The sequence below is a fragment of the Halomonas sp. BLK-85 genome (assembly GCF_044792155.1).
Classification (GTDB): domain Bacteria; phylum Pseudomonadota; class Gammaproteobacteria; order Pseudomonadales; family Halomonadaceae; genus Vreelandella.
On sequence record NZ_CP087731.1, the window covers coordinates 2,452,637 to 2,465,554 of the forward strand.

The 12,918-nt window shown below is 58.3% G+C and carries 13 protein-coding genes; 7 read left to right on the forward strand and 6 right to left on the reverse strand.

The genetic code is table 11. The features are described from left to right. Positions 1–2 precede the first annotated feature (2 nt). Genes hemF through LL947_RS11165 form a run of 4 tightly spaced genes read right to left on the reverse strand, consistent with a single transcriptional unit; the run spans position 3 to position 3,774 of the window. The gene (hemF, locus tag LL947_RS11150; RefSeq protein WP_499833228.1) at positions 3–932 is read right to left on the reverse strand and encodes an oxygen-dependent coproporphyrinogen oxidase; all 930 of its coding nucleotides are present in this window, start codon (positions 930–932) and stop codon (positions 3–5) included. Positions 933–987: 55 nt separating this feature from the next. Continuing rightward, complete coding sequence (gene tsaC / locus LL947_RS11155; protein WP_404413949.1) at positions 988–1,539, reverse strand: L-threonylcarbamoyladenylate synthase type 1 TsaC; 552 nt, start codon at positions 1,537–1,539, stop codon at positions 988–990. 57 nt (positions 1,540–1,596) lie between these two features. Then, entirely contained in the window at positions 1,597–2,745 is a 1,149-nt protein-coding gene (gene dprA / locus LL947_RS11160; RefSeq protein ID WP_404413951.1) for a DNA-processing protein DprA, read from the reverse strand. A 30-nt stretch (positions 2,746–2,775) separates the two neighbouring features. Then, positions 2,776–3,774, reverse strand: a complete 999-nt coding sequence (locus LL947_RS11165) for a LysM peptidoglycan-binding domain-containing protein (protein WP_472980887.1) — start codon at positions 3,772–3,774, stop codon at positions 2,776–2,778. A gap of 243 nt (positions 3,775–4,017) precedes the next feature. Between LL947_RS11165 and def the strand changes: the two genes are divergently transcribed. The 7 genes from def (at position 4,018) to LL947_RS11200 (ending at position 11,364) form a co-directional block, all read left to right on the forward strand. Then, positions 4,018–4,530 (forward strand): peptide deformylase, encoded by a 513-nt coding sequence (def, locus tag LL947_RS11170; RefSeq protein ID WP_290822873.1) that lies wholly within the window; start codon positions 4,018–4,020, stop codon positions 4,528–4,530. Positions 4,531–4,533: 3 nt separating this feature from the next. Beyond that, positions 4,534–5,514, forward strand: coding sequence for a methionyl-tRNA formyltransferase (gene fmt, locus LL947_RS11175; protein ID WP_499833229.1), 981 nt, complete (start codon positions 4,534–4,536; stop codon positions 5,512–5,514). Further along, the gene (gene rsmB / locus LL947_RS11180) at positions 5,511–6,848 is read left to right on the forward strand and encodes a 16S rRNA (cytosine(967)-C(5))-methyltransferase RsmB (RefSeq protein ID WP_499833230.1); all 1,338 of its coding nucleotides are present in this window, start codon (positions 5,511–5,513) and stop codon (positions 6,846–6,848) included. The genes fmt and rsmB overlap by 4 nt, the downstream gene beginning before the upstream one ends. 51 nt (positions 6,849–6,899) lie before the next feature. After that, positions 6,900–7,103 carry a dodecin gene (locus LL947_RS11185; RefSeq protein WP_290823325.1) on the forward strand — a complete coding sequence of 68 codons (204 nt, stop codon included), beginning with the start codon at positions 6,900–6,902 and terminating at the stop codon, positions 7,101–7,103. A gap of 89 nt (positions 7,104–7,192) precedes the next feature. Next, complete coding sequence (trkA, locus tag LL947_RS11190) at positions 7,193–8,566, forward strand: Trk system potassium transporter TrkA (protein WP_290823324.1); 1,374 nt, start codon at positions 7,193–7,195, stop codon at positions 8,564–8,566. Between the two features lie 39 nt (positions 8,567–8,605). Continuing rightward, positions 8,606–10,054 (forward strand): TrkH family potassium uptake protein, encoded by a 1,449-nt coding sequence (locus LL947_RS11195; protein WP_499833231.1) that lies wholly within the window; start codon positions 8,606–8,608, stop codon positions 10,052–10,054. A gap of 62 nt (positions 10,055–10,116) precedes the next feature. Further along, the gene (locus LL947_RS11200) at positions 10,117–11,364 is read left to right on the forward strand and encodes a TraB/GumN family protein (protein ID WP_499833232.1); all 1,248 of its coding nucleotides are present in this window, start codon (positions 10,117–10,119) and stop codon (positions 11,362–11,364) included. Between the two features lie 9 nt (positions 11,365–11,373). Here LL947_RS11200 and LL947_RS11205 read toward each other — a convergent pair whose 3' ends face one another. Together LL947_RS11205 and LL947_RS11210 are read right to left on the reverse strand one after the other, a co-directional pair. After that, positions 11,374–12,111 carry a tRNA-uridine aminocarboxypropyltransferase gene (locus LL947_RS11205; RefSeq protein WP_499833233.1) on the reverse strand — a complete coding sequence of 246 codons (738 nt, stop codon included), beginning with the start codon at positions 12,109–12,111 and terminating at the stop codon, positions 11,374–11,376. A 94-nt stretch (positions 12,112–12,205) separates the two neighbouring features. Beyond that, positions 12,206–12,916, reverse strand: a complete 711-nt coding sequence (locus LL947_RS11210; protein ID WP_290823320.1) for an SIR2 family NAD-dependent protein deacylase — start codon at positions 12,914–12,916, stop codon at positions 12,206–12,208. Positions 12,917–12,918 lie beyond the last annotated feature (2 nt).

A 12,918-nucleotide genomic window follows, 5' to 3' on the forward strand; every position in this document is an offset into this window, starting at 1 on the left:
GTTTAGGGTGTAGCAGAGGCTTCGCCCAACCAGTCACGCGGGCGAAGAAATTCCTCGGTCAGGCGCGCTTCAGGGCTACCTGGCACGGGCGTATAGCCATATTCCCAGCGCGCCAGCGGCGGCATCGACATCAGAATTGATTCGGTACGCCCACCACTTTGCAGCCCAAACAGGGTGCCTCTGTCCCACACCAGATTGAACTCCACATAGCGGCCACGCCGATAAAGCTGAAAATCACGCTGCTGGTCATTCCAGCCATCATCCTTGCGGCGCTCGACAATGGGCAGATAGGCTTCCAGAAAGCTGTCGCCGATGGCACGCTGGAAAGCAAAGCAGTCCTCGAAACTGCCTGCGTTCAGATCATCAAAGAAGAGCCCGCCCACGCCACGTGTTTCGTCACGATGTTTTAAATAGAAGTAGTCATCGCACCACTTTTTGTAACGTGGGTAGACGTCTTCACCAAACGGTTGGCAGGCCGCCTCGGCAACGCGGTGCCAATGCACAACATCCTCCATCACCGGGTAGAAGGGAGTGAGGTCATAGCCGCCGCCAAACCACCAGACCGGCGGCTCTCCGGTTTTTTCGGCAATAAAGAAACGCACATTGCCGTGACTGGTAGGCACATGAGGGTTCTCCGGGTGCAGTACCCAGGAAACGCCTACCGCATGAAAGGCCCGGCCTGAAAGTTCAGGGCGTGCAGCCGTGGCCGAGGGCGGCAGTTCAGCGCCGTAGACGTGAGAGTAATTCACCCCACCTTTCTCGAAGACAGCGCCGTCCTCAATCACCCGGGAGCGTCCGCCACCACCTTCTTCGCGCGTCCAGCTTTCCTCCTTGAAGCTTGCCTGGCTATCGGCTTTGGCAAGGCCGTCGCAGAGACGATCCTGAAGTGCCAAAAGGTAGTGTTTTACATTGTCTAGGTGCTCGTGAGCCAAGAGATGCTCCTCGCATTATGTCGTTGATTCAGCAGTGTGTGATAAGCGATCCTCATCAGGCACGAAGTACCTTGCCGCTGACCAGGTCGCGAATGGTACTGGGGCGGGGATTATCGCCCAGTTCGCCGTGAATGATAGCGCCCAGTTCATCGCCGAACAGCGCTGACACCTCACCTGCCGACATAGCCGGAGGCTCACTGGCTCGATTGGCAGAGGTCGACACCACAGGCCCATCAAAGGCGTTACACAGTGCTTGCATGACAGGGTGTGCAGTGACTCGCAGAGCAACGCTTTGGTGCGCTCCCCGCACCAGAGGGTGACTACGCCCATTGTCAGGCACCAGCCAGGTGTTTGGTCCAGGCCAGCTGGCCACCAGGGGAGCATGCAGCTCCAAAGGCAAGCCGGCAAGCCAGGGCTGCAGCTGATCTATCGAGGCAGCAACCACGATCACGCCCTTTGCAGGGTCTCGCTGCTTCAGGCGCATCAGATGTGCCAGCGCTTCATCATTATCCGGGTCACAACTCAGCCCCCAGACCGCTTCTGTGGGACAGGCTACAATTTTCCCCTGACGCAGGGCGTGTACCGCTGAATGTATATCGAACGCCATCGATATGGGTCTCCTGACGATACGGTGGGCAGATAAAGATATCGTGACAATATCCTATCATGGCTTCGTCAGCCGTACCCATCCTCCCGAGCGCTGTTCGACGTGGTTATCCAGCTCCAGCATCAAAAGCCGACGTTGACACTCGCTCACGGCGATATCCGCCAGTTGCACCAGACGATCAATGGGCATCGGTGCTTCGCCCAGCAGTCCAAGCAGCTCATCGGGCAGTTCTTCTTCGCGCAAGGGTAAAGGCGCAGCCTGGGGACGGGTATGCATGCGCTCGGCTGCTGCCTTTGACTGCCCGTTAACAGGCACCGGGGGCATAAAGGTCTCGGCCCAGTGTTGCAACTCATCGAGGATATCCTGGCTGCTACGTGCCAGGGTCGCGCCGTTGCGTAACAGGCGCAGGCAACCATGGGCCTGAAGGTTGTGTACCGAACTGGGAATGGCAAACAGTTCCCGCCCCTGCTCCAGGGCGAGACGAGCACTGACCAGTGAACCACTTTTTTCAGCGGCTTCTACCACCAGGGTACCCAGTGAAAGCCCGGTCACTATGCGATTGCGACGCGGGAAGAACGCCGGCCTGGCCTGGGTACCCAAAGGGTGCTCAGCCAGCACCAGGCCTCCGCTGGTATCACTCAGACGCTGGTAGAGGTCACGGTGACGGGCCGGATAGATTGAATCAATACCACTGGCCAGAACGGCAATACTGGCGCCGCCGGCATCCAGGGCAGCACGCTGGGCCATAGCGTCCACACCCAACGCCATACCACTGACAACGCACCAGCCACGGCTTGCAAAATCCCGGGCAAACGCCTGGGCGTTCTGTGCGCCTTCCGATGTAGGATGACGCGTGCCGACCATGGCAAGCCCGGGCAAGGAAAGCGCGGCCAGGTCGCCTTGCGCCCAGAGCACCGGGGGCGGATCGGCGATTTCACCCAACAGACCAGGCCAGGCCGAATGGCCGGGGTGTAAGAGGGCACGTCGCGAGCTTGCCGCTTCCCAGGCCAGGTTATTTTCCAGCATGGATTGCAATGGGCTCCGGCCGGGGTGATCGAGCCAAAGGCGCAGCTCGGAAGCAGCCTGCCTCGGCAGCAGCGCCAACCAGCCACCAGGCCACTCAGGTGATTGTTCTGCCAGCCTGGCAATCCGCTGGGTGCCAAGTCCTGGCAGCGCATTCAGCACCAACCATTCAGTCGCCTGCATACCACCTCCTTGTGTGATCTCACTCTCGCTTCAGCGCGGCGTACGTACCGGATCACCTACCTCAAGCGTACGCGATGCCTCCATGACCAGAGCATAGCTGATGTTGTCGTAGGGCTTGAATACCATTAACAAGCCAGCCTCTTCTGCAGGCATCTGGAGCACTTCCTGAGTGCGCGGATCATTAACCCGCTCACCGGCCTGGTCAATGCTCAGCACATGCCCCGGCTGCAATCCATCCCGACTACCCAGATCAATGGCTACCACCTGCAGGCGCCCAATAAAACGCACCCCTTCGGGAACTGCGAGAAGGGTGCCGGTTAGCTGGGCAAGCGGCGCCCGGGGCATAAAGTTATCGTCCAGAGTGGCATCTTCCGGAGGCAATATAAGATCGTCATTGCGCACTTCCTGATTGGCTTGGCGAACGTCCAGCTGGATAATATCGCCTTCGCGGCGCGCAACAACGGCATCTCCTATCTTGATCAGCTCCAGCCCAAGCATCTCGCCACGGGCACTCTGATAGGGTTGGCCTTGCCGATAGATCTCGACCGCTTCTCCACGTACGATGCGGTTTTGACCCGTATCAGTGTCTGTCGAGCGGGCAAAGATCAGGTCACCGGCACCGCTGATCAGGCGCTGGTTATCGCCAGCGACCACATACGCCAGTTCCTCCAGCTCGTCTTGGCTATCAACAATGCGATGGTCACGCAAAAAGGCCCTGACCGTTTCCAGAGGCAGCGGTGTAATGGCTTCACGATGGGGCAAGGTGCGCACCTGAGGCGACAGCTTGACGGTCTGCTGGCCGCGTTCCATGACAATGCATGGGCTTCCCTGACAGTCATCAAGATTCAGATGATCGCCAGGGTATATAAGGTGCGGATCACCAATCTGTGGATTGTCTCGCCAAAGCTCGGGCCACTGCCAGGGGGAATGCAGAAACTCTCCGGCAATGTCCCATAGAGTATCGCCCTTGCTGACGGTATATTGTGACGGCGCATTATCGCGCACACGTTCCCAGGCGTTTACCTGCATGGGTGCCAGCAGCAGGCCAACAACGCTGAAAACGCCAAGCGCGAGCGGCGCTCTGTGAATACTTGAGAAAAGCTTACAGCTGTGCGGCTTCACCGTGATGCTCCCGATTTATCCAAGACGACAATGACGCCCCATGCTCAGTGGTTATTGGCATGCTATAGTGGCCATTAAATGGAACATCGCCGGCAGACAATAGGTGGCGTGTTCACTTCAAAGATTCAGCATAACGGTAATTGTAACGCTATGGCCAAACTTGTGATTCTAGAATTTCCCGATGAGCGCCTGCGCACCAAGGCAGTTGAGGTTGAAAAGGTCGACGACGAAGTGCGTCAGCTGGTCGATGACATGTTGGAAACCATGTACGACGCCAGTGGCATCGGCCTGGCAGCCACTCAGGTTGATGTGCATCGTCGCGTGGTGGTCATGGATGTCAGCGATGATGGCAGCGAGCCGCTGGTATTGATCAACCCCAGTTATACGCCCATTGGGGATGACAAGGATTTCCTGTCTGAAGGCTGCCTCTCCATTCCTGAGTACTATGCTGAAGTGCCACGCTATCTCAAGGTCAAGCTCAACGCTCTCGACCGCAATGGCGATGCCTATGAGCTGGAGGCCGATGGCCTTCTGGCGCATTGTATCCAGCATGAGCTGGATCACCTGGAAGGCGTGCTGTTTGTGGACTACCTCTCCTCCCTGAAACGCAACCGGGTTGCAAAGAAGATGCAAAAGCGCCATAAACAGACACAGGGTGCCTGATTGATGTCTTCACTGCGCGTTGTGTTTGCTGGAACGCCCGACTTTGCTGCCACCAGCCTGGCAGCGCTGCTTGAAAGCAACCATCAGATTGTGGGCGTTTTTACTCAACCCGACCGCCCTGCCGGCAGGGGCAGAAAAATGCTGGCTGGGCCGGTGAAACAGCTGGCGCTGGACAACCACCTGCCCGTTTATCAGCCCACGTCGCTGAAAACGGCGGACAGCCAGGCGACGCTGGCCGCTCTGAAAGCGGATGTTATGGTGGTAGTGGCTTACGGTTTGCTGCTGCCACAGGCAGTGCTGGACATTCCTCGTCTGGGCTGCATTAACGTGCATGGCTCACTGCTGCCGCGCTGGCGCGGTGCTGCCCCGGTTCAACGCGCCATTGAAGCCGGTGACAGCGAGTCGGGCGTGGCCATCATGCAGATGGATGCCGGGCTTGATACCGGCGCCGTCTTCAGTGAAGCGCGCACGCCGATTACACCGATGACCACCGGCGGTGAACTGCACGACACTCTGGCTGAACTGGGCGCAACACTGCTGGTGGATACCCTCGATGCCCTGGCCAGAGGCGAGGCCACCGCCACGCCCCAGCCTGAAACCGGGGTAACCTACGCCGCCAAGCTCACCAAGGCCGAGGCAGAACTCGACTTTACGCAGTCGGCGGCTGATCTTGCTGCCAGGATCCGGGCCTTCAATCCGTGGCCAGTTGCCTGGTGCGCGGTCGAAGACAAACGCCTGCGCCTATGGATGGCCACTACCGGTCATCGCGCGGATCAACCTTCGGTGCCCGGCACTCTGCTCGATCACGGTGTTGACCATTTACGCGTTGCCTGCGGGGCTGATGGTCAGCAGGTTCTTAATATCTATCAGGCCCAACTGCCGGGCGGTAAGGCGCTGTCCGCGCGTGAACTGCTGAATGCCCGACACGCCTTGCTGACACCGGGCACTCATCTGGGTCAGCCGCTATCAGGAGCCCCCTCATGACATCCACGCCATCCGCGCCTGCCGGTAGCGGCCAGGAAGTGCGCGCTGCGGCGGCCCGCGCCTTGTTACCCGTATTGACCGACCAGGGGTCGCTGGCAGGGCTTGATGAGCACAGCGTCATCACGCGTGATCGTGCGCTGCTCAAGGAGCTGTGTTTTGGCACCTGCCGCCGCTTGCCGCGCCTGGAAGCACTGGCGCGCCGATTACTCAAGCAACCGCTGAAAAAACGCGATCAGGACATACAGGCGCTGCTACTGTTAGGCATTTACCAACTGCTCTACATGCGCATCCCCGCCCATGCGGCCGTGGGGGAAACCGCAGGCGCAGCCCGCCTCATGGGCAAGGAGTGGGCCACGCGGGTACTCAATGGCTGCCTGAGGCGCCTGCAGCGGGAATCAGAGGCTCTCCAGGCCCAGGTTGATCAGGAAGAACATATTGCCCTGGAGCACCCTGCATGGTTGCTGGCAGCATTGCGCGAAGCCTGGCCGGACCACTGGCAGGAAATTGCGACTGCCAACAACCAGCCTGGCCCCATGACGTTGCGTGTCAACCAGCGCCATAACGACCGTGAAGCCTATCTTGCCAGGCTTGATGAACAGGGCATTCAGGCCCACCTCTGCCCACATGCGGCAGATGGCATCACCCTGCAGACACCCTGTGATATCAGCACGCTGCCAGGCTTCGACCAAGGTGATGTCAGTGTTCAGGATGAAGCGGCACAGATCAGCGCGGCGCTGCTCGGGCCCGCCATTGCCCCGCGCCCCGGTGCCCACGTGCTGGATGCCTGCTGTGCGCCGGGGGGCAAGACAGCCCACCTGCTGGAGCAGTTCGACATGGCACTCACCGCTGTCGATAGCGATAATGAACGCCTGGCCCGGGTAGAAGATACGCTTAAACGCTTGAAACTCAAGGCTGACCTGCATCACGGCGACGCCACTCAACGCCAATGGTGGCAAGGCACCGATTTTGATGCCATTCTGCTGGATGCTCCCTGCTCCGGTACCGGTGTGATACGTCGCCACCCGGATATCAAAAAGTTGCGCCGCAGGGAAGATATCCGCCAGCTGACAAAACTCCAGGCACACCTGCTCGATAACCTCTGGCCGCTGCTTAGCCCGGGCGGTACCCTGCTGTATGCCACCTGCTCCGTATTGCCTGAAGAAAACACCCACCAGATTGACAGCTTTCTCGAACGCACCCCCGACGCCCGGGTGACCACGCCGCAAGCGCTGGCCTGGGGCATTGCAAGTGGCGCCGGAAGACAACTTTTCCCGCAGCCGGACAGTCACGATGGCTTTTTTTATGCGAGACTGGAAAAGCAGTCAGGCATCTGAGCGATGTGACGTCGGCTATTTAACCACTAACGACTTTCTGAGGAGTCACTCATGAGCCATACCTACAAGCATATCGAACTTACCGGTTCGTCGCCCGCAGGTATTGAAGAAGCCGTGCAGAATGCCTTGGCAAAGGCCGCAGAAACTGTCAAGAACATGCGCTGGTTTGAAGTCACCGACACGCGTGGCCACATTGAGGATGGCCAGGTGGCCCACTGGCAGGTCACCATCAAGGTGGGTTTCACCCTCGAATGATGTGAACCTGCATCCTGGCGGCGACTGAGCAAAAAGTCGCCGCTTTTTCATTGCAATGTAACGTCTGCGCATTGAGATAACCGCAAACCATGAAAATTATCATCCTCGGTGCTGGCCAGGTGGGCGGCACGCTGGCAGAACATCTCGCGCGTGAAGAGAATGACATCACCGTGATTGATACCGATGCTGACAGGCTGCGCGAACTGCATACCAAGCTGGATATCCGTACCGTGACAGGGCCGGGCTCCTACCCCATGGTGTTGCGCCAGGCAGGCTGTGAAGATGCTGACATGCTGATCGCCGTCAGCAGCGCCGATGAAATCAACATGATTGCCTGTCAGGTCGCCCACACCCTGTTTCGTACCCCGACCAAGATCGCCCGGGTGCGCGCCACTGCCTACCTGACGCGTAAAGGGTTATTTGCCCATGAAGCCATTCCGATTGATGTCCTGATCAGCCCCGAGCAGGTAGTCACCGACCATGTACGCCGCCTGATTGAACATCCCGGTGCCCTTCAGGTACTGGAGTTTGCTGGCGGTCTGGTGCAACTGGTGGCCGTCAAAGCGTTTTATGGTGGCCCTCTGGTCGGCCAGGATCTGGCCTTTCTTCGCCGGCACATGCCCAACGTCGATACCCGCGTAGCCGCTATTTACCGCCAGAACCGGCCCATCATCCCCCGAGGGGATACCATCATCGAGGCCGATGACGAAGTATTTTTTATCGCCGCCCGACGTGATATCCGCGCGGTCATGAGCGAATTGCGCCGCGTTGAGCGTGACTTCAGGCGTGTGGTCATTGCCGGTGGCGGCAACATCGGTGAGCGCCTGGCCGAGCACCTGGAGCATAGTCACCAGGTCAAGATTATCGAGCACAGCCTTGAACGTTGCACCACGCTCTCCGAACGGCTCGATCGAACTGTGGTACTCCACGGAAGCGCCACCAGCAAACGCCTGCTGGAAGAAGAAAATATCGAAGACTGCGATATTTTCTGTGCGCTGACCAATGATGACGAAGTCAATATCATGTCGTCGCTGCTGGCCAAACGTCTTGGCGCCAAGAAAGTGCTGACCCTTATCAACAATGCCGCCTACGTGGATCTGGTGCAGGGGGGAGACATTGATATCGCCATTTCGCCCCAGCAGGCGACTATCGGTAGCCTGCTGACCCATGTGCGGCGCGGTGATATTGTCAATGTGCACTCACTCCGCCGTGGCGCCGCTGAAGCGATCGAAGCCATTGCCCACGGGGACAAGCAGTCTTCCCGAGTGGTGGGCCGGGCAATTGGCGACATTGACCTGCCTGAAGGCACTACCATTGGTGCCATAGTGCGCGGCAAGGACGTGTTGATTGCCCACGATAATGTCGTGGTGGAGTCTGATGATCACGTCATTCTGTTTGTCATCGACAAACGCCGCATACGCGACGTGGAACGCCTGTTCCAGGTTGGCCTGACGTTCTTCTGAACCGCCCTTGGGCAGTCACACAAGGAGTAAACGCTTACTATGAGCCTAAGGGTGATTTTGCGGATTCTGGGACTCTTGCTGATGCTGTTCAGCCTGACCATGCTGCCGCCCATACTGATTTCTTTGTGGTTTCGCGATGGCGTTTGGGAAGCCTTCATGAGCGGTATCGGCATCACGGTAGTCACCGGCCTGATACTTTACTTACCCAACCGCAAAGCACAAAAAGAACTGCGCATTCGCGACGGTTTTATCATCGCCGCCATGTTCTGGACGGTACTGGCGCTGTTTGGTTCGCTGCCGCTGATGCTGTTCGGGGCAGATTCGCTATCGCTGACGGATGCGGTGTTCGAGTCCTTCTCCGGGTTGACCACCACAGGCGCTACGGTGATCACGGGCATCGACTTTCTGCCCGAATCAATTCTCTATTATCGCCAGCAACTGCAATGGCTAGGTGGAATGGGGATTGTCGTGCTAGCCGTTGCCATTCTTCCGACGCTTGGCGTGGGTGGCATGGCGCTCTACCGCACAGAAATCCCCGGGCCGCTGAAAGATTCCAAGCTGACCCCACGCATTACCGAAACCGCCAAGGCACTCTGGTACATCTACGCAGCGCTGACAGTGACCTGTTTGATCGCTTATATGGCGGCCGGCATGAGCTGGTTTGATGCCCTGGGGCACAGCTTCTCGACCGTGGCGATTGGCGGCTTCTCTACCTACGATGCCAGCATCGGGCATTTTGACAGCGCGACCATTGAGCTGATCTGCGTCGCCTTCATGCTGATTTCCGCCTTGAGTTTCAGCTTGCACTTCATGGCCTGGCGGGAAAAAACCCTGAGCCACTATTTCCAGGATCCTGAAGCGCGCTTTCTGCTGCTGTTCCTGCTCGCTCTGACCGCTGTCACTGTGGTATCTCTCTGGCTAACAGGCACTTATGACACCGAACGCGGTTTACGCCACGGTATCTTCCAGGTGGTGTCAGTTGCGACAACCGCAGGCTTTGGTGTGGCTGACTTTTCTGCCTGGCCAGGGGCGCTGCCCTTTTTGCTGTTTATGGCCGCCTTTGTGGGTGGCTGCTCCGGCTCTACCGGCGGCGGCATGAAAGTCATCCGCATCATTCTGATTATCAAACAGGGGATGCGTGAGGTGATGCGCCTGATCCACCCAAATGCGGTCATTGCCGTCAAGGTCGGCAAGGTCAGCGTTCCCGATGGCATTGCCCAGGCCGTCTGGGGGTTTTTCTCCGCCTACGTCATGCTGTTTTTCCTGATGCTGGTAGGCGTCATGGCGACCGGGGTAGATCAGGTCACTGCCTGGTCCACTGTTGGCTCAGCGCTTAATAACCTCGGCCCTGCGCTAGGCGAGGCCAGCGGCCACTACGGCAACCTGCCGACGCTGGCCAAGTGGATTCTGGTCCTGGCCATGCTGTTGGGTCGCCTTGAGATATTTACCATCCTGGTGCTGTTTACGCCAGCTTTCTGGCGGCGTTGAGGCCAGGGTAAACGCCTTGATCTACGCCTGCCGGCTTTTTACCTTTTTAATGAGAACACTCAATGAGTCTCACTGATTCCTATTCAAATATTGATTCAAGTACCTTGCCCGCCACCAGCGGGCCACTCAAGACTCTGACCGTTGACAACACCCGGTACACCTTGTTGGGCACGGCCCATGTGTCGGCGGAAAGTGCCGAAGATGTTACCAGGCTGATCAATACCGGCGTTTTTGATGCGATAGCCATCGAGCTATGTGATGCCCGCCATCACAATATGGCGAACCCTGACGCCATGGGTGAGCAGGACCTGTTTCAGGTATTCAGGCAAGGCAAGGCGGGCATGGTCGCGGCAAGCCTTGCCCTGGGTGCTTTCCAGCAGCGTATTGCTGAACAGTCAGGCATAGAGCCGGGGGCTGAAATGCGTGCCGCCGTTGAACAGGCGCAGGGGCACGAACTGCCCCTGCTGCTGATCGACCGGGATGTGGGTATCACCCTCAAACGCATCTACCGCAACGTGCCCTGGTGGCAGCGTTTCTCGCTGTTTTCCGGTCTGCTGGGGAGCGTACTGTCACGGCAGGATGTGTCTCATGAGGATATCGAGAAACTCAAGGAAGGCGATATGCTGGAGGCCACCTTCAGTGAGTTTGCTGCCCAGTCAGAAGCCCTTTACACGCCCTTGATTCGCGAGCGCGACCGCTATATGGCGCTCCGCCTGGCCGAAGACGCGCCACCAGGGCGCTACCAGCATGTCTTGGTGGTGCTGGGGGCAGGCCATCTGAAAGGAACAGCCGAACATCTGGAATCGCCGCTTCCCGAACAGCCGTCCACTGAGCGCCAGACGCTGGAGCACTCTCCCCCGCCAGGCAAGTTCTGGAAGCTATTGCCCTGGATGATTACCGCGCTGGTACTGACCGGTTTTGCGATCGGTTTTTCACGCAATACGGATCTCGGCTGGCAGCTGGTGCTCGAATGGTTCCTGATCAACGGCGTCTTGTCCGGCGCGGCTACCATTGCGGCCCTGGCACATCCGGTCACGGTGATCGCCACCTTTTTTGCGGCACCGCTGACCTCGCTTAACCCGACCATTGGTGCAGGCTTTGTCGCCGCCGGTGTCGAGCTTTTCATGCGCAAACCCAAGGTGCGCGATTTCTCAACCCTGCGCCATGATGTCACCCAGCTCAAGGGCTGGTGGAAAAATCGGGTTTCCCGCACGCTGCTGGTGTTTATCATGGCCACCCTGGGCTCGGCGGCGGGCACCTGGATTGCAGGCTTTCGTATTGCAGGCACCCTGTTTGGCCAACCTGCCTAAACGGTGGCGCTACCCCTTGCGATCTAACAACCGCTGCATGGCAGCGGTTGGTTGCGCTATCTTGCGATAGTAGCGGCTCTCTGCATAGCTATCGTTAAAGACATCAAAATAATCGTCTAGCACATCAGCAGCATTCTCATCGCCACTTTGGCGCAGCAGCTCAATAGCCACTTCTGCCGTACACAGGTGCGCTTTAGAGGCTGGTTTGCGGAGCCGATAGCGAGTCTCCCGTTCTGTGCGCAATGGCAATACCGGCAGCGCATCCAAATAAGGGCTTTTGCGAAACATCCGCCGCGCCTGGCGCCAGGTGCCATCTAAAATCACAAATACCGGAATACGTGCTTGCTGCTTCACCGCGTGCACGGCATTAATATCGACCACGCGTTCTGCGTAATCAGGCTGGTCATCAGGAAATATCACAAAAGGCGCGTAGCGTGGGTCGTCAAGCAGCACTGCCAGTTCTTCATCCGGTGCAGTGCGATACCAGGTAAACACTCTGGTTTGCGTCAGCACATCGCCAATTAACCGACCCGTGTTGGTGGGTTTGAAGTGCTCTATAGAGTGAGTCAACAGCCATACCTGGGCGATACTATCCGCTTTCACCTGGTAAGGGCACAGACAGTTGAGCTCAGGAAGATTACAGCCCAAGCAACGTGTGACGAAACTGCCCCGTGCCTTGAATTCACGCCGTGGCGGGCGTGGATGCCCGGTAGCGGGGTCACGTTCGCCATTCTCTGAATCAGACATTAACGCCTTCTATGTTGGCAAAAGGGGAGCATTATACGCCAGCGCGCCAGCACCCACCATTAACGCAGGCATGACGGATTGTCGTTAGCGGTCTTCAAGGCAACAGCAGGCTGCCCTGGCGCTGCCACTGATTGACCAGGGCAGGCACGCCTTCTCCCGCCGTGGTGTTGATGGCCAAGACGCCAGGCGGGCTGAGGGCATCGGCATCAGGATCAACCACGACACAGGGTGTTTCCATGGCCACGTGTTTAAGAAGCGATGCTGCCGGCATGACCGCCAACGAGGTGCCAACCACCAGCAGAAAATCAGCGTCAGCGACAATATCGCAGGCCTCAGGAAATAAGGGTACCGACTCGCCGAACCAGACGACATCCGGGCGCAGCTGGCTGCCCATATCGCACAGATCGCCGATCCGGATGCCACCTCTGGGCAGGGGATAACGCATGCGGTTATCCACCGAGGAGCGGGCATTGAGAATTTCGCCATGCAGATGCAGGACATGCCGTGAGCCTGCCCGTTCATGCAGGTCGTCAATATTCTGGGTAATCACGCTGACGTCAAACCCGGACTGCTCCAATGCAGCCAGCGCTTTATGAGCGGCATTGGGGCGCGCTTTGCGCACCTGATCACGGCGCTGGTTATAAAAATCCAACACTCGCTGCGGGTCGCGCCGCCAGGCATCCGGCGTTGCCACCTCTTCGACCGGATGGTTATCCCACAGGCCATCGCTGGCGCGAAAGGTTTTGATGCCGCTTTCAGCACTAATACCCGAACCGGTCAATACCACCAGGTGCGGTGCTGCCATAC

What these genes read in the sequence shown, in the direction of transcription:
- tsaC (WP_404413949.1), bottom strand. Translation starts at nt 1,539, where the DNA reads ATGGCGTTCGATATACATTCAGCGGTACACGCCCTGCGTCAGGGGAAA.
- dprA (WP_404413951.1), bottom strand. Translation starts at nt 2,745, where the DNA reads ATGCAGGCGACTGAATGGTTGGTGCTGAATGCGCTGCCAGGACTTGGC.
- LL947_RS11165 (WP_472980887.1), bottom strand. Translation starts at nt 3,774, where the DNA reads ATGCAGGTAAACGCCTGGGAACGTGTGCGCGATAATGCGCCGTCACAA.
- def (WP_290822873.1), top strand. Translation starts at nt 4,018, where the DNA reads ATGGCCAAACTTGTGATTCTAGAATTTCCCGATGAGCGCCTGCGCACC.
- fmt (WP_499833229.1), top strand. Translation starts at nt 4,534, where the DNA reads ATGTCTTCACTGCGCGTTGTGTTTGCTGGAACGCCCGACTTTGCTGCC.
- rsmB (WP_499833230.1), top strand. Translation starts at nt 5,511, where the DNA reads ATGACATCCACGCCATCCGCGCCTGCCGGTAGCGGCCAGGAAGTGCGC.
- LL947_RS11185 (WP_290823325.1), top strand. Translation starts at nt 6,900, where the DNA reads ATGAGCCATACCTACAAGCATATCGAACTTACCGGTTCGTCGCCCGCA.
- trkA (WP_290823324.1), top strand. Translation starts at nt 7,193, where the DNA reads ATGAAAATTATCATCCTCGGTGCTGGCCAGGTGGGCGGCACGCTGGCA.
- LL947_RS11195 (WP_499833231.1), top strand. Translation starts at nt 8,606, where the DNA reads ATGAGCCTAAGGGTGATTTTGCGGATTCTGGGACTCTTGCTGATGCTG.
- LL947_RS11200 (WP_499833232.1), top strand. Translation starts at nt 10,117, where the DNA reads ATGAGTCTCACTGATTCCTATTCAAATATTGATTCAAGTACCTTGCCC.
- LL947_RS11205 (WP_499833233.1), bottom strand. Translation starts at nt 12,111, where the DNA reads ATGTCTGATTCAGAGAATGGCGAACGTGACCCCGCTACCGGGCATCCA.
- LL947_RS11210 (WP_290823320.1), bottom strand. Translation starts at nt 12,916, where the DNA reads ATGGCAGCACCGCACCTGGTGGTATTGACCGGTTCGGGTATTAGTGCT.